Source organism: Pantoea sp. DY-17, from assembly GCF_019795975.1.
Taxonomy (GTDB): domain Bacteria; phylum Pseudomonadota; class Gammaproteobacteria; order Enterobacterales; family Enterobacteriaceae; genus Pantoea; species Pantoea leporis.
This window is the reverse complement of sequence record NZ_JAIMIG010000005.1, coordinates 109,043-125,812: the sequence shown is the minus strand read 5'-3', so window position 1 is coordinate 125,812 and position 16,770 is coordinate 109,043. Positions and strand designations below refer to the sequence as shown.

Here is a 16,770-nt window from a genome sequence, read left to right as displayed (position 1 = left end):
CGTTTTCTGCCGTCAATGCTACGCAGGACGACCTGCCGCAACGAGAGTATTCAGTCATGATTGATCGCGTATTAATTGCCAACCGTGGCGCGATTGCCGTGCGCATTATTCGAACCCTGCAAGCCATGAATATCCGGGCGATTGCCGTGTACGCCGAAGCCGACCGTCATGCGCGCCATGTGCGTCTGGCGGATGAAGCCTGGTCGCTCGGTGAAGGTCAGGTGCGAGACACTTATCTCAATCAGGATAAATTGCTGGCGATAGCCGCGCAGAGTGGCGCGCAGGCGCTGCATCCCGGTTACGGTTTTCTTAGTGAAAATCCGGAGTTTGTCACGCGCTGCGAAGCGGCGGGCGTGCATTTTCTTGGGCCGAGCGCCGAGCAGATGGCGGCCTTTGGCCTGAAACACAGCGCGCGTGCGCTGGCTGAACAGAATAATGTGCCGCTGCTGCCGGGCAGCGGCTTACTGTCTTCGCTGGCCGAGGCGCAGCAGATGGCGGCGCAGATTGGCTATCCGGTCATGTTGAAAAGCACCGCGGGCGGCGGCGGCATTGGCATGCAGCGCTGCGACGATGCCGAACAGCTCGATGCGGCATTTACCCGCGTGAAGCGCCTGGCGGGCAACAACTTCGCCGACGATGGCGTGTTTTTAGAGAAGTTTATTGCGCGTGCGCGCCATATCGAAGTGCAGATTTTTGGCGACGGCGCAGGTGAAGTCATCGCGCTCGGCGAGCGTGATTGCTCGGCCCAGCGCCGCAATCAAAAGGTGCTGGAAGAGACGCCCGCACCGGGCTTGAGCGCTGCGGTGCGCGCGCAGTTGCAGGCCACCGCCGTAAGGCTGGCGCGGGCAGTGAACTATCGCAGCGCGGGCACGGTGGAATATGTTTATGACGATGCCAGCCAGCAGTTCTGGTTCCTCGAAGTGAACACGCGCTTGCAGGTGGAACATGGCGTCACCGAAATGGTGTATGGCGTTGATTTGGTGCGCTGGATGGTGGAACTGGCGCAGCAAAAATTGCCGCCGCTGGCCGATTTGCAGCCGGTCGCGCAAGGTCACGCCATTCAGGTACGGCTTTACGCCGAAGATCCGGCTAAGCAGTTCCAGCCCAGCGCGGGATTGCTCAGCCATGTGCAGTTCCCGACTACGATTGAGGGCGCTACGCTGCGCATCGACAGCAGCGTTGAGAGCGGCATGGAGGTTTCGCCATTTTACGATCCGATGCTGGCGAAACTTATTGTACATGCCGCAGACCGTGCCAGCGCGCTAGGCAGCATGGCGCAGGCGCTGTCCGCCACCGAACTGTACGGCATCGAAACCAATTTGCTATGGCTGCGCCAGCTGTGCACGCTGCCGGACGTGCAGCAGGGACGCATCATCACCGCCACGCTCGGCACCCTGCAGTGGCAGCCGCCAACGCTGGATATTCTCAGCGGCGGCACCTTAACCACAGTGCAAGATGCGCCGGGCCGCATCGGTTCTTGGCATGTTGGCGTGCCGCCTTCCGGTCCATTCGACAGCCGCGCGTTCCAGCTGGGTAATCGCCTGTTAGACAATGATGCTCAGGCCGCCGGGCTGGAGATCACCTTGCGTGGCCCGACGCTGCGCTTCAACCAGGCCTGCAGTTTTGTCCTGACCGGCGCGCCGATTGCCGCGCAGCTTGATCAACAAACGATACCGATGCATCAGCGGCTGACGGCGCAGGCCGGGCAAACGCTGACGCTCGGCGAAGTACGAGATGGCAGCCGCAGCTATTTGCTGCTGGCCGGTGGCCTCGATACGCCGCGCTATCTGGGTAGCCGCAGCACTTTCACCCTCGGCAAATTTGGTGGTCATGCCGGACGCGCGTTGCGCGCCGGTGATGTGCTGCATCTCGCCGCGCCGCAGGTGCTGACAGCGGCCAGCTTGCCGGATAATTTGCTGCCGTCACTGAACGGCAGCTGGCAGCTGCGGGTGATTTACGGTCCGCATGGCGCGCCAACCTTCTTCACCGATGATGACATCGCGGAATTTTTTGCCGCTGAGTGGCAAGTGCACTACAACTCCAGCCGCACCGGCATTCGCCTGATCGGCCCCAAACCGACCTGGGCACGCAGCGATGGCGGCGAAGCGGGCATGCATCCCTCGAACATCCACGACAATGCGTACGCCTTCGGCACCGTGGATTTTACCGGCGATATGCCGGTGATCCTCGGCCCGGATGGCCCATCGCTGGGAGGATTTGTTTGTCCGGCAACGGTGATCGAAGCCGATCTGTGGAAGCTGGGGCAGCTGAAAGCTGGCGATCGCGTCCAGTTCCAGCCGATCGAACTTGCCACCGCCGATCAACTGGCGCAGGCGCAGCGTGACGAGATCATCAAACTGCAATCTCAACCGATTACAGTGAACGCGGCGCTGCCCTTAATTGATCCGGTTCTGCACCATCATGCGGCAACGGAGCAACGTCCTTCGCTCAGTATTCGGGCGGCGGGCGACCGTTTTCTGCTGGTGGAATATGGCGATTTGCAACTGGATATCGCGTTGCGTTTTCGCGTGCATGCGCTGATGCAATGGCTGGAAGCGCACCCGCTGCCGGGGCAACTGGAATTGACGCCTGGCATCCGCTCGCTACAAATTCATTATGACGCACAAATGTGTGGCAGAAGTGAGCGAGTGGCGCAAATATTGCACGCTGATTTAGCATTGGGGAGCCTGGCCGATGCGGCCGTGCCTGCGCGCACCGTCTGGCTGCCACTCAGCTGGGATGATGCGGCCTGTCGTGAAGCGATTGTGCGCTACGACCAATCCGTCAGACCGAATGCGCCGTGGTGCCCAAGCAATATTGAATTTATTCGCCGCATCAATGGGCTGGATAGCATTGAGTCGGTAAAAGAGATCGTATTTAGCGCCTCTTATTTGGTCATGGGATTGGGCGATGTCTATCTCGGTGCGCCGGTGGCTACGCCACTCGATCCGCGCCATCGCCTGGTGACCACCAAATACAATCCGGCGCGCACCTGGACGGCGGAAAATTCGGTCGGTATCGGCGGCGCTTATATGTGCGTGTACGGCATGGAAGGGCCGGGCGGCTATCAGTTTGTTGGACGCACTATGCAGATGTGGAACCGCGATCGCCCCACAGCTGCGTTTACCCAGCCGTGGTTACTGCGCTTCTTCGATCAAATTCGCTTTTATCCGGTAGATGCCGACGAGTTGCAGCAGATTCGTGAGCGTTTCCCGTGGGGCGATTATCCGCTACGCGTGGAACAGGGTGAATTCCGCCTCGCCGAGTATCAGGCGATGCTGACGCAGCACGCGCAGGAGATTGATGCCTTCCAGCAGCAGCGCCAGCAGGCGTTTGATGAGGAGTTGGCGCGCTGGCGAGCGGAAGGGCAGTTTACCTTTGATAGCCAACTGCAAGCGCAGAGCAGCGAAGAGAGTGTGGTGCCAGCCGGTTGTCATCCCGTTGAGAGCCAGGTGGCGGGCAGCGTGTGGCAATGGCTGGTGGAGGAAGGCAGTGAAATCAGTGCGGGGGCCACGGTCGGCATCCTCGAATCAATGAAGATGGAAATCCCGATCGTCGCGCCCGTCAGTGGAAAAATCCATAGTCTGACGCGGCAACCTGGGCAGCAAGTGCAGGCAGGTCAATTGCTTATGGTGATCGACCCAAAAGTGGCATAAGAAAGAATAAAAAATAATCAGGAATCTGGCAGCAAAGTCGGGGATATGTCCCATACTTAGAAACCCGAACTATTGTTGCATTGCCCTGACATCTTTTGCAGTGCTCAACAGGCTGTGTCCCGCATCGGTTTGATAATAACTATGCGAAACCGCTTCGGGATACAGCCTGATCGTCCGGTTTCAGCGCCTGGTGGCGCTTACCTCTCTACTTTCACGTGCTTCATAGTGAGTTTTTAAGGAGTTCTCTATGGAATTAAAAGATCCCATGGTCGAGTTGCTCAGCAGCCTTGAGCAGATTGTTTTGACACGTGACGCGAAGCCATCCGTATCAGAAATTTCAATCAATCAGACTACAGTTCCCGAGCCGCAGCGTTTGCGCGAGATGACCGGCATGCAGGTTGACGAATTTGCCCGTGTGATGGGTGTTAGCGTTTCGTCAGTGAAAAGCTGGGAGGCGCAACGTACACGTCCTTCCGCTACGGCGCGTAAATTGATGAAGTTGTTGCAGGCCAACCCTTATTTAGGGCGTCAGCTGCTGGAGTAATCCCTTTTTTGGGATGATCCAACCCGCCTTGATGGCGGGTTTTTTAATTTATGGAGCCATACTTTGCTGCCTGTTTAACGAACCAGCTCTCCGGCACGCTGTACGGCGGTTGCGCTAACTGCGCAAGCCCTTGTTTGATAGTCTGCTCTGCCTGCCGCCAAAGATGGCTATCGCCCTGGCGTAACAGCTGAATCTGAATCTGCTTTTCCACCAGATAGACGCGCGCAAAGTCGGCATCGTACTGCACGATGGCGCGGGTGTTGTCGATGATGTCGGCCAGCTTGATGGTTTGCGCTTCGGGCGAGGCATCGGCGGTATGACGGAAATGCGCCAGCTTGCGCGCGGCGCGGTTTTTTGCCGCAGGCTGCGCGCTGTCGGTGAGCTGGTCCACCAGTTCCGCCACGCGCGGGCCGAAATGGCGTTCGATATCGTCAATGGTGCTGGGCGTGTCTTCTACCGTGTCATGCAGCCAGGCGGCGGCAATCATCTGTTCATCATCGGTAACGCTACGCACTAATTCGGCGACGGCCGCCGGATGCACAATGTAAGGCTCGTCAGTGTATTTGCGACGTTGACCCGCAGCGGCATGCGCCTCAGTGGCATAACGGCGCGCTTGCTCTTCCAGTGAATCTCGCATATTTCACTCTCCCAGAGAAAAGTCGCTTGCAATTATCTAGCGCGCTATTTATATTGAAACCCATGAACAGTAATCAAGATGACAAAAAAGTGAAGCAGGCGCCACTTCAGTTAGATCAGCAGCTCTGCTTTGCACTGTATTCGGCGAATCTCGCGATGCACAAAGTCTATCGCCAGCTGCTATCAAAGCTGGAGATTACCTATCCGCAATATCTGGTGATGCTGGTGCTGTGGAATCAGGACGATGTGACGGTCTCTGAGATTGGCGAGCAGCTGTTTCTTGATTCAGCCACGCTGACGCCGCTGTTGAAACGTCTGGAGAGCGCGGGTTTATTGCATCGCCAGCGTTCCCGTCAGGATGAGCGTCAGGTTGTGGTAACGCTGACCGATGAAGGTCGTGCGTTGCGTGATAAAGCAGAAAGTATTCCGGAAGCTATTCAGTGCGCAACAGCCTGCGATGATCAGGTGATGGCATCACTGAAAGCTCAGTTAGACGAGTTGCGCGATAGCCTTTACCGCGCCAATTAATAAACAGGGGAAGTCGCTGTCCCGACAACCCAAAAGATGACGTTCAGGTTTGCGCATAATAAGTAGTGCGCGATTATATAGCGAATTAATGAGGTTATTATGTCTTTAGAAAAAGTTGTTTACACTGCAAAAGCTAAAGCTACCGGCGGTCGTGATGGTCGTGCTACTTCTTCCGACAACGTGCTGGATGTAAAACTGGGCGTACCAAAAGAGATGGGCGGCGCAGGCGGCGAAGTGACTAACCCGGAGCAGCTGTTTGCTGCAGGTTATTCAGCGTGTTTCCTCGGAGCGATGAAGTTTGTGGCTGGCCGCGACAAGATTTCGATGCCGAAAGATGCATGGATTGAAGGCGAAGTTGGCATTGGCCCAATCCCGAACGGTTTCGGTATTGAAGCCAAACTGAATATTCATCTGCCAGAGATGGATGCAGCTGAAGCGCAGAAGCTGGTAGATGCGGCACACATCGTTTGCCCATACTCAAACGCAACGCGTGGCAATATCGACGTGACGCTGAACATCATCAACTAGTTGATGTTATTCACGATAACAGGCTCCTGCGGGAGCCTTTTTCACATCTGAATAAAACGCTAACCGGTTCGATTAGAAAATTTATCTGGTCTTACCATTGGTTAAATGTTCTACTGCTCGGCTTCGCGCCATCGCCCTTTCGCCAGTCGGAATCGTCCCGATCCTGCATCTTGCGTCACGCTTTTACTGCGGTTTAGCGAACTCTGCTGTCTTTAAACAGTCACATAACGGTTGATACAACGACACCAGGTCGGGAATAGAAAATTTTCATGAATTATATTAAAAGTTTAACGCAGCAAAAGCTGTCTCTGCTGCTTGCGTTATATCTCGGTATCTTACTGAATTTACCGATATTTTATCGCCGCTTTGACGGCTTCTTAACGAAATCCAATATCTCTAACTGGCTCTCTGCAGTGGCGGAAGTGATGGCAGCGGTACTGCTGACTTTCTTCCTGATGCGCTTGCTGTCGCTGGGCGGCAAATGGGTTTACCGCATTCTCGCCACACTCACCGTGATCATCTCTGTTGCCGCCGCCTATTACATGGCGTTCTTCAACGTGGTGATTGGCTACGGCATTATCGCCTCGGTGATGACCACCGATATCGATCTCTCTAAAGAAGTGATTGGTCTGCATTTCGTGCTGTGGATGGTGCTGGTGAGTGCGTTGCCGCTGCTGCTTATCTGGCGCAATAAGCTTAGCCAGACACTGATTGAACAACTTAAAACGCCAGGGCAACGTTTGAAGCCGGTAGCCATTATGCTGCTGAGCGTGGCGCTGGTCTGGCTGCCGATTCGCTATTTCGACAAGCTGCAGAAGGTGAATGAAGAGATCACCAACATCGATTTGCCGAGCTATGGCGGCGTGGTGGCGCACTCGTATCTGCCATCCAACTGGATTGCCGCGCTGGGCCTGTTCGCCTGGACCAAAGTTGATGAAGAGTGGGATGGCCAGAAGTTACTCGATCCGGCAAAAGAGTTTACTTACGTCGCGCCTGCGGGCATCGACGATACCTATATGGTGTTTGTGATTGGCGAAACCACGCGCTGGGATCACATGGGCATGCTCGGCTACGATCGTGATACCACGCCGAAGCTGTCGAAAGAGAAGAACCTGGTCGCGTTCCGTGGTGAATCTTGTGATACCGCCACCAAGCTGTCGCTGCGCTGCATGTTCGTGCGCGAAGGCGGCACCATGGATAATCCGGGCCGCACGTTGAAAGAACAAAATGTTTTCGCCGTGTTGAAAGCGCTGGGCTTCACGTCTGAGCTGTTCGCGATGCAGAGCGAAGTGTGGTTCTACGATAACGCTGACACCAATAACTTCTCGTTCCGTGAGCAGATTGGTTCAGAGAAGCGTAATCAGGGCAAAGCGGTCGATGACATGCTGTTAGTGCCGGAGTTGCAGGCATCGTTACAGCGCTTCCCGAAAGGCAAGCACGTGGTGATTCTGCACACCAAAGGCTCGCATTACCTTTATTCACAACGTTATCCGCGAGACTTCGCGCGCTATCAGCCGGAGTGCATGGGCGTTGATGAGAAGTGCAGTAAGGCGCAGTTGATTAACGCCTACGACAACTCGATTTTGTATGTTGATACCATGCTGGATAGCGTGCTCGATCAGTTGCGTGATAAGAAGGCGATTGTGTTCTACGCCTCCGATCACGGTGAATCAATCAGCGAGAATATGCACTTGCACGGTACGCCGCGCGAGATGGCGCCACCGGAGCAGTTCCGTGTACCGATGATGGTGTGGGCTTCTGATAAGTATCTTGAAGATCCAACCAACCGCAGCAACTTCGAGCGTTTACAGGCGCAGCAGCGCGTGGGTAAAACCCATCGTCATGTTGAGCTGTTCGACACCATCATGGGTTGCCTCGGCTACACCTCGCCGGACGGCGGAATTAAAGACGCAAATAATTGGTGTTCAGCACCAGCGGCCGCGCCTGCTAAAGCGCTGTGATTTTTTTGGGGTTGTTGACCGCTGCTTGCTTTCCAGGCGATCAGTTGGGTTTTCAGTAAAAGGCATTGACGCTTTTTTAGCAGCGCAGTAATATGCGCCCCCATCGGCGAGTAGCGCAGCTTGGTAGCGCAACTGGTTTGGGACCAGTGGGTCGGAGGTTCGAATCCTCTCTCGCCGACCATCTTTGAAGAAACCTGCTTTTATAAGCAGGTTTTTTTTCGTCTGTAATATGCGTGGATTACTTCACTGGTTAGGTGCGTATCAGGATGAAATACGGGCCGCTCCATAAAGTCGCCGTGGACACATCCCTGTGGGCTCTGCCGACGGTTACTCGCCTCATCCCTGAGGCTCGCCCGCTTCGCGGGCCAACGCTGCGCGTTGTTCAAAAACGCTCCCGGCGTTTTTGTCCATGCGCCGGAAGCTTTACTCCGCGGCCCGTATCCCATCCTTATCAAATTCCGCTGCGCTCTGTTTTAAAGCGAAACCCATCGTTCAGGCTATGGGAAGGCGGCTCGGTTAGCAAAGCGTCCGCCGCAGGGATGCGGCGGTCGAGGCTACAGGGACGTATTCACGCCGACTTTGCGTTCGAGCCGCCTTTCCTGAGCAACGCACCAATAATCAGCAAAACCCGTACATACAACCGTTCCATCTCTCAAATCAAAAATGATCACTATTATTCCGACTTTCAAGCTTGCACCCCACGCCAAATGGAACCCGCAGGCTTAATTCGCGAAACATTCTTCTTATGACCGGTTTATGCATCATGCTGATTTCTTATGCCATTTCCCTAGCACATTCCGCTGCCTGAACGTCATAACGCACGCAGAATCGTTCAGATATTCAACATTTACCAATAAGTTTTGTGTGTTTTTTAGCGGTGATAATCACTGCTATTTGACTACATAGCCAGATAATCACGCGGCATTGAGCGCTTTATCACCTTTTTAAATTTTGGCTTAGGCTGAGAAGGGTGTTTTTTATCGTTGCTTGCACTTAGTCACACTCTATGTAAATAACCCCACACTGTATTGACGTTCATTGCAACTGTTGACAAATTGATGCGTCAATAAAATGTAGAGAAGGACGTGTCTGACAGATTCCACGGTGCCAGCACAAAAAAATAACCGCTCACATTTTGCTTACTCTTAATTGACCTGCCCGAGCCGCATAAAAAAATCAGAGGTCGGGCGACGCACACAACATCACATCACAATGGAGCAAAACATGATCAACTCCCTGGCTAAATCCAGGATGCTGAAGGTCGGTCTCAGCCTGATTGCTATGACCGTTGCCGCTGGTGTCCAGGCGAAAACCCTTGTTTATTGTTCAGAAGGTTCGCCGGAAGGCTTCAACCCGCAGCTCTTCACATCGGGCACCACCTACGACGCAAGCTCGGTACCGATCTACAACCGTCTGGTTGAGTTCAAAACCGGTACCACCGAGCTGCAGCCAGGTCTGGCAGAAAAATGGGATGTCAGCGCGGACGGTAAAACTTATACCTTCCACCTGCGTCAGGGCGTGAAGTGGCAAACCACCAAAGACTTCAAGCCAACCCGCACCTTCAATGCCGATGACGTCGTGTTCTCCTTCGAGCGTCAGCTCGACAAAAACAACAAATATCACGGTGTTTCTGGCGGCAGCTACGAATACTTCGAAGGCATGGACATGCCTAAGCTGATCGCCAAAATCGAAAAAGTTGACGATTACACCGTACGCTTCACCCTGACGCGTCCAGAAGCGCCGTTCATTGCTGACCTCGGCATGGACTTCGCCTCAATCATTTCTAAAGAATATGCCGACAACATGCTGAAAGCGGGCACGCCTGAGAAGCTGGACCTCAATCCAGTGGGCACCGGTCCGTTCGTACTGCAGCAGTATCAGAAAGACTCGCGCATTCTGTATAAAGCTAACCCAGACTTCTGGGGCACCAAGCCGAAGATTGATCGCTTAGTGTTCTCCATCACGCCAGACGCCTCTGTGCGTTATGCGAAACTGCAGAAAGGCGAGTGCCAGGTCATGCCGTACCCGAACCCGGCCGACATCGCCAGCATGAAGAAAGACGACAAAATTAACCTGATGGAACAGCCTGGTTTGAACGTCGGTTACCTGTCGTTCAACACCGAGAAAAAGCCGCTGGATAACGTGAAGGTGCGTCAGGCACTGACCATGGCAGTGAACAAACAAGCCATCATTGATGCTGTTTATCAGGGCGCTGGCCAGGCCGCGAAAAACCTGATCCCACCAACCATGTGGGGCTACAACGACGACATCAAAGATTACGCTTACGATCCTGAGAAAGCCAAAGCGCTGCTGAAAGAAGCAGGCATGGCTGATGGTTTCTCCATCGACCTGTGGGCAATGCCGGTTCAGCGTCCATACAACCCGAACGCACGTCGCATGGCGGAAATGGTTCAGGCTGACTGGGCGAAAATTGGCGTGAAAGCCAAAATCGTCACCTTCGAATGGGGCGAGTACCTGAAACGGGCGAAAGCCGGTGAACACCAGACCGTGATGATGGGCTGGACCGGTGATAATGGGGATCCGGATAACTTCTTCGCCACGCTGTTCAGTTGTGCAGCGGCGAAAGACGGTTCTAACTACTCACGTTGGTGCTACAAGCCGTTTGAAGATCTGATTCAGCCAGCCCGTGCTGAAGCCGATCACAACAAACGTATTGAACTGTACAAACAGGCTCAGGTAGTGATGCATGACCAGGCTCCTGCGCTGATCATCGCTCACTCAACCGTCTACGAGCCAGTGAGTAAGAAAGTCTCTGGTTATGTGGTTGATCCATTAGGTAAACATCACTTCGAAAACGTCGATATCCAGGAATAACCTTTCGGATTATCGCGGTCAGGGCCAGCATTGCTGGCCCTCGGGCGGCACCTTCGCCGCCCGTATTCCGCTCTTTTTTTCCGGCAAATTCTACTAATGAAGCGCTTCTTGCGTCGCGTCCGCCTTCGGCTGGCTGCGAGTGTTGAGCAATGTTGTCCCCGGCGGTAACGCTGTGGGAAATGTCAGAGAACCAGGCTTATGCTGCAATTCATACTCCGACGTTTGGGCCTTGTCATCCCAACGTTCATCGGTATCACGTTATTGACCTTCGCGTTTGTCCACTTGATCCCCGGCGATCCGGTACTGATCATGGCCGGCGAACGCGGTATCTCTCCTGAACGTCACGCGCAATTGATGGCGCAGTTTGGCCTCGATCAGCCGATGTGGAAGCAATACATCACCTACATCAACGGCGTCTTACACGGTGACCTCGGCATCTCGCTGAAAAGCCGTATCCCGGTTTGGGACGAATTCGTACCACGCTTCAAAGCTACGCTGGAGCTGGGCATCTGCGCCATGTTGTTCGCGGTCGCTGTCGGCATTCCTGTTGGCGTGCTGGCCGCGGTAAAACGCGGCTCGATCTTCGATCACACCGCCGTGGGCATCTCGCTCACTGGTTACTCGATGCCGATTTTCTGGTGGGGCATCATGCTGATCATGCTGGTCTCGGTGCAATGGAACCTCACGCCGGTCTCCGGGCGCGTCAGCGACATCATCTTCCTTGACGACAGTCATCCGCTCACCGGATTTATGCTGATTGATACGCTGCTGTGGGGCGAAGAGGGTGATTTTAAAGATGCGGTGATGCACATGATTCTGCCGGCCATCGTGCTCGGCACCATTCCGCTGGCGGTGATCGTGCGTATGACGCGCTCCTCGATGTTGGAAGTGCTGGGTGAAGATTACATCCGCACCGCGCGCGCCAAAGGGCTGACGCGTATGCGTGTGATTGTGGTGCATGCGCTGCGTAACGCCATGCTGCCGGTCGTCACCGTGATTGGTTTGCAGGTTGGTACGCTGCTGGCCGGTGCGATTCTGACCGAAACCATCTTCTCGTGGCCGGGACTCGGTCGCTGGCTGATCGAAGCGCTGCAACGCCGTGATTATCCGGTGGTGCAGGGCGGCGTGCTGCTGGTGGCGATTCTGATCATCGTGGTCAACCTGCTGGTTGATCTGTTGTACGGCGTGGTCAATCCACGTATCCGTCATAAGAAATAAGGGGGAATCATGTCTGCTGTTGATCCCGCAAGCGTAACTGCTGCACCCAAGCCGATGACCCCGTTGCAGGAATTCTGGCACTACTTCAGGCGTAACAAAGGCGCGGTTATCGGCCTGGTTTACATCGTTCTGATGCTGTTAATCGCTATCTTTGCTGATGTGTTGGCACCGCACGCACCGGCTGAGCAATTCCGTGATGCCTTGCTGCATCCGCCGGTTTGGCAGGAAGGCGGCAGCTGGAGCTACATCCTCGGTACCGATGACGTGGGCCGCGATGTGCTGTCGCGCCTGATGTACGGCGCGCGCCTGTCGCTGCTGGTTGGCTGCATGGTGGTGGTGCTGTCGCTGATTCTCGGCGTGATATTTGGCCTGATGGCCGGCTACCTTGGCGGCGTGGTTGACGCCATCATTATGCGTGTGGTCGATATCATGCTGGCGCTGCCAAGCCTGCTGCTGGCATTGGTGCTGGTAGCGATCTTCGGTCCGTCGATCGTTAATGCCTCGCTGGCGATTACCTTCGTCGCCTTGCCGCACTATATCCGTCTGACGCGTGCTGCGGTGCTGGTTGAAGTTAACCGCGACTACGTTACCGCCTCAAGCGTGGCGGGTGCCGGTACCCTGCGCCAGATGTTCATCAATATTCTGCCTAACTGCCTGGCACCGCTGATCGTGCAGGCATCATTAGGTTTCTCCAACGCCATCCTCGATATGGCGGCGTTGGGCTTTCTCGGTATGGGGGCGCAGCCGCCAACGCCGGAGTGGGGCACCATGCTCTCCGACGTGTTGCAGTATGCGCAAAGTGCCTGGTGGGTGGTGACATTCCCTGGAGTGACCATTCTGCTAACGGTTCTGGCATTCAACCTCATGGGCGATGGTTTGCGTGATGCACTCGACCCGAAACTCAAGCAGTAAAGAGGCACCGAGATGGCGTTATTAAATGTAGACAAATTATCGGTGCATTTCGGCGACGAAAAAACACCGTTCCGTGCGGTTGACCGCATCAGCTATCAGGTCGAGCAAGGCCAGGTAGTCGGCATCGTCGGGGAATCCGGTTCCGGTAAATCGGTCAGTTCGCTGGCGATTATGGGCCTGATCGATTATCCCGGCCGCGTGATGGCCGAGAAACTGGAATTCAATCAGCGCGACCTGCAGAAAATCTCCGAAAAAGAGCGCCGCCAGTTGGTGGGCGCCGAAGTAGCGATGATCTTCCAGGACCCGATGACCAGCCTCAACCCTTGCTACACCGTGGGTTTCCAGATCATGGAAGCGCTGAAGGTGCATCAGGGCGGCAGCAAACGTACCCGTCGTCAGCGCGCGATTGATCTGCTCGATCAGGTGGGCATTCCCGACCCGGCATCGCGTCTGGATGTCTATCCGCACCAGCTGTCGGGCGGGATGAGCCAGCGCGTGATGATCGCGATGGCGATTGCCTGCAAACCGAAACTGCTGATCGCCGATGAGCCGACCACCGCGCTCGACGTGACCATTCAGGCGCAAATCATCGAACTGCTGCTGGAGTTGCAGAAGCAGGAGAACATGGCGCTGATCCTGATTACCCACGATCTGGCGCTGGTGGCCGAAGCGGCTCAGCACATCATCGTGATGTATGCCGGACAAGTGGTGGAGAGCGGTAAAGCAGTGGATATCTTCAAAGCGCCGCGTCATCCCTACACGCAAGCCTTGCTGCGCGCGCTGCCGGAGTTTGCTGCCGATAAAGCGCGTCTGGCCTCGCTGCCTGGCGTAGTGCCGGGTAAATACGATCGCCCAACCGGCTGCCTGTTAAATCCGCGCTGCCCGTATGTGACCGATCGCTGCCGCCGCGAAGAGCCGGAGCTGCGCGACATTCCTGGCCGCCAGGCCAAATGTCACTTCCCACTGGATGATGCCGGGAGACCGACTTATGAGTCTTGATAACGATAAGCAGGATTACCTGCTGCAGGCGATTGACCTGAAAAAACACTACCCGGTGAAGAAAGGTCTGTTTGGCCAGGAACGTCTGGTCAAAGCGCTGGATGGCGTCTCGTTCAACCTCGAACGCGGCAAAACGCTGGCGGTGGTCGGCGAGTCTGGCTGCGGTAAATCCACGCTGGGCCGCTTGCTGACGATGATTGAAACCCCGACCGAAGGCCAGCTGTTCTGGCACGGTCAGGATCTGTTAAAACACGATCCGCAGGCGCAGAAACTGCGTCGCCAGAAAATTCAGATCGTGTTCCAGAACCCGTATGGCTCGCTCAATCCGCGTAAGAAAATCAGCCAGATTCTGGAAGAGCCGCTGGTGATCAACACCTCGTTGACCAAAGCGGAGCGCAAGGAAAAAACTCTGGAGATGATGGCGAAGGTTGGCCTGAAAACCGAGCATTACGATCGCTATCCGCACATGTTCTCGGGCGGCCAGCGTCAGCGTATCGCTATTGCGCGTGGTTTGATGCTCGATCCTGATGTGCTGATCGCCGATGAGCCGGTCTCGGCGCTCGACGTGTCGGTGCGAGCGCAGGTGCTGAATCTGATGATGGATTTGCAGCAGGATTTAGGCTTGTCCTACGTCTTCATCTCGCACGATCTCTCCGTGGTGGAACACATCGCCGATGAGGTGATGGTGATGTATCTCGGCCGCTGCGTTGAGAAGGGCAGCAAAGAGGCGATCTTCAGCAATCCGCGTCATCCTTACACGCAGGCACTGCTGTCGGCGACACCACGCCTCAACCCGGACGATCGCCGCGAGCGCATCAAACTGACGGGCGAGTTGCCAAGCCCGCTCAATCCGCCGCCGGGCTGTGCGTTTAACGCGCGCTGCCGTCGTCGTTTTGGCACCTGCGTTCAGCTGCAGCCAAAACTGAAGCAATATGGCGATCAGCAAATCGCCTGCTTCGCGGTTGATCAGGATGAAAATCAGCCGGTAGGCGTGTCATAAATTACTGCCATAAATGAATCAAGGCTCCTTTGGGAGCCTTTCTTTTTGCTGATTAATACATGAGATAAATTAACGACAAAAAGTGTTACCGCGAAAGCCCTGGCAAAAGCATTACGCCACTGCATCTGTGAACAATTGGTCCTGATTAAGATATATAGCGTAAAGGCAAATTCCTATTTTCATCATCATTGTGTGAGCAATGTCACTGTAGAATAAAATCCATAACTTGCAGCGCAGTAGAGGTTTTTCAGTAGCTTAGGTTAAAATCCCCTGCGTGATTATTTCTGTTAATTGATACTAATTAATCTCCGTCCATAAATCACTGCATGCTTTTTGCATTCCCGCTTTTTCAATCTTAAAGATAGAATTCTTTTATTGAATGCGCTGTTTTAGTAATCAGATTTGTCTCACCGTCTTTTAATGTGTGTGATATATTCGCGGAAAATTCCCTCCCGCTTTTACAGGCTCTGATCATGAAGAATTACGACGATCTGCAGCGTTTTAAAGAGAAAACGCAGACGCTTGACATCGCTTTTAAGGATATGTCCGGTCAATCGCAGGAAGCCGATCAAAGTCAGTGGGCGTTACTGCGTCAATTGACCACCGAACAAGAGCCTGAATTAGGCAGCGGTCAGCGCATCGATATGCCGCAACCACAGCCGATTCGCGGGGATGAATTCAGCGCACCGCCGGAACCGGCTCAGGCTGCACCAGCCAGCCCGGCGCGCGCATCGATTCTCGATAGCCTGAACGCACCTGCCACCGAGCAACCGGAGAGCGGCTCATCGCTGTTTCCGCCCGCGCCGTCGGCTAAGCCGCTCTCCTCTGCGACGCCATTAGCGCCGAAAGCCACGCGGGTCGAGCGCCAGGCGACAACCTCACTGTTTCCACCAGCAAAACCTGCCGTCGCGCCAGCCGCTCAGCCTGCTGCTGTTGCCGCACCGGCAGCTCCTGCGCCAATCGCGCCAGTGCCTGCGCCAACCCTGGCCGCTGCGGTTGAACCGGCACGTCCGGCTGCGCCGGCCCCGTCTCGCTTTGGTGCGCTGTTCCGCTCGCGTCCAGCCGAGCCGGCTAACCTGTCAAAAGAAACACCGTTAAAACCGCTACTGGAGAAGATTGCGCTATGCCGTTAGTTTGTGTGTGCTCGCCAAAAGGGGGAGTAGGGAAAACCACCATGGCGGCCAACCTTGCGTGGAGTCTGGCTCGCGCTGGCAGCAAGGTATTGGCAATCGATTTCGATGTTCAGAACGCCTTGCGCCTGCATTTCGGTGTACCGCTGAACGATGGTCGCGGCTTTGTAGCACGCTCTGAAGATCAGGCTGACTGGAGCCAATCGATTCTGACCACCGGCGGCAATATTTTCGTCATGCCGTATGGCGAGGTCAGCGAAGAGCAGCGTGAACGCTTTGAAGAAAATCTGGTAAAAGATCCGCATTTCCTGAAACGCGGGCTGGATACGGTGCTGAATTATCCGGGGCTGGTGATTATTGCCGATTTTCCCCCCGGTCCGGGTCCGGCGCTTAAAGCAATGCAGGCACTTGCCGATATGCATTTAGTGGTGATGTTAGCGGATACCGCATCGGTCTCGTTGCTGCCGCAAATAGAAAATGACCGCATGATCGGTCGGCCGCTGAATAATAAACGTGGTCACTATTTTGTCCTTAACCAGAGCGATAACCGCCGCAATATTAGCCGTGAAGTCACCGCTTTTATGCAGCAGCGGTTGGGTGAGAACTTATTAGGCGTGGTTCATCGTGATGAAAGCGTCGCGGAAGCCAATGCCTCGCAACAATCGGTTTATGATTTCAGCCCAGCGTCTGCAGCTGCGTTTGATATCGAATTAGTGGCAAAACGCGTAGCCAATATCCTGGATATCACCGTGGGTAACGGCGAAGTTCAGGCACCTTTTCGCAGCCACTATTAATAATGAGGCCGACTCCGGCCACATAATAA

The 16,770-nt window shown here is 54.9% G+C and carries 13 protein-coding genes and 1 tRNA gene; 13 read left to right on the top strand and 1 reads right to left on the bottom strand.

Annotation, left to right across the window (positions count from 1 at the left end):
* Positions 1 to 56: 56 nt before the first annotated feature.
* Both uca and K5Y33_RS20165 read left to right on the top strand, forming a co-directional pair.
* A complete protein-coding gene (uca, locus tag K5Y33_RS20170; RefSeq protein WP_222234979.1) occupies positions 57 to 3,656 on the top strand; it encodes an urea carboxylase in 3,600 nt (1,199 codons plus the stop codon).
* 247 nt (positions 3,657 to 3,903) lie between these two features.
* On the top strand, positions 3,904 to 4,200 hold the full coding sequence (locus tag K5Y33_RS20165; RefSeq protein ID WP_008104629.1) for an HTH-type transcriptional regulator: 297 nt from the start codon (positions 3,904 to 3,906) through the stop codon (positions 4,198 to 4,200).
* Between the two features lie 43 nt (positions 4,201 to 4,243).
* On the opposite strand, the gene K5Y33_RS20160 is transcribed toward K5Y33_RS20165, so the two are convergent.
* Complete coding sequence (locus tag K5Y33_RS20160) at positions 4,244 to 4,837, bottom strand: HD domain-containing protein (RefSeq protein ID WP_222234978.1); 594 nt, start codon at positions 4,835 to 4,837, stop codon at positions 4,244 to 4,246.
* Positions 4,838 to 4,899: 62 nt separating this feature from the next.
* Here K5Y33_RS20160 and K5Y33_RS20155 point away from each other — a divergent pair, with 62 nt between their 5' ends.
* The 11 genes from K5Y33_RS20155 (at position 4,900) to bcsQ (ending at position 16,741) form a co-directional block, all read left to right on the top strand.
* Positions 4,900 to 5,364, top strand: a complete 465-nt coding sequence (locus K5Y33_RS20155; protein WP_110867890.1) for a MarR family winged helix-turn-helix transcriptional regulator — start codon at positions 4,900 to 4,902, stop codon at positions 5,362 to 5,364.
* A 99-nt stretch (positions 5,365 to 5,463) separates the two neighbouring features.
* Positions 5,464 to 5,892: an organic hydroperoxide resistance protein gene (locus K5Y33_RS20150; protein ID WP_101763806.1), complete on the top strand. Its 429-nt coding sequence runs from the start codon at positions 5,464 to 5,466 to the stop codon at positions 5,890 to 5,892.
* A gap of 269 nt (positions 5,893 to 6,161) precedes the next feature.
* Positions 6,162 to 7,853, top strand: coding sequence for a kdo(2)-lipid A phosphoethanolamine 7''-transferase (gene eptB / locus K5Y33_RS20145; RefSeq protein WP_222234977.1), 1,692 nt, complete (start codon positions 6,162 to 6,164; stop codon positions 7,851 to 7,853).
* Positions 7,854 to 7,957: 104 nt separating this feature from the next.
* Positions 7,958 to 8,034, top strand: a tRNA-Pro gene (locus tag K5Y33_RS20140).
* Between the two features lie 1,043 nt (positions 8,035 to 9,077).
* Positions 9,078 to 10,688: a dipeptide ABC transporter periplasmic-binding protein DppA gene (gene dppA, locus K5Y33_RS20135; protein ID WP_101763804.1), complete on the top strand. Its 1,611-nt coding sequence runs from the start codon at positions 9,078 to 9,080 to the stop codon at positions 10,686 to 10,688.
* A gap of 198 nt (positions 10,689 to 10,886) precedes the next feature.
* Complete coding sequence (dppB, locus tag K5Y33_RS20130; RefSeq protein WP_101763803.1) at positions 10,887 to 11,906, top strand: dipeptide ABC transporter permease DppB; 1,020 nt, start codon at positions 10,887 to 10,889, stop codon at positions 11,904 to 11,906.
* A 9-nt stretch (positions 11,907 to 11,915) separates the two neighbouring features.
* Entirely contained in the window at positions 11,916 to 12,818 is a 903-nt protein-coding gene (gene dppC, locus K5Y33_RS20125) for a dipeptide ABC transporter permease DppC (RefSeq protein ID WP_110867893.1), read from the top strand.
* Between the two features lie 12 nt (positions 12,819 to 12,830).
* Positions 12,831 to 13,817, top strand: coding sequence for a dipeptide ABC transporter ATP-binding protein (gene dppD, locus K5Y33_RS20120; protein WP_008104610.1), 987 nt, complete (start codon positions 12,831 to 12,833; stop codon positions 13,815 to 13,817).
* A complete protein-coding gene (gene dppF / locus K5Y33_RS20115) occupies positions 13,807 to 14,817 on the top strand; it encodes a dipeptide ABC transporter ATP-binding subunit DppF (protein ID WP_137384884.1) in 1,011 nt (336 codons plus the stop codon). The genes dppD and dppF overlap by 11 nt, the downstream gene beginning before the upstream one ends.
* Before the next feature lie 473 nt (positions 14,818 to 15,290).
* Entirely contained in the window at positions 15,291 to 15,950 is a 660-nt protein-coding gene (gene bcsO / locus K5Y33_RS20110) for a cellulose biosynthesis protein BcsO (protein ID WP_222234976.1), read from the top strand.
* Complete coding sequence (gene bcsQ / locus K5Y33_RS20105) at positions 15,941 to 16,741, top strand: cellulose biosynthesis protein BcsQ (protein ID WP_101763799.1); 801 nt, start codon at positions 15,941 to 15,943, stop codon at positions 16,739 to 16,741. The genes bcsO and bcsQ overlap by 10 nt, the downstream gene beginning before the upstream one ends.
* Positions 16,742 to 16,770: the final 29 nt, after the last annotated feature.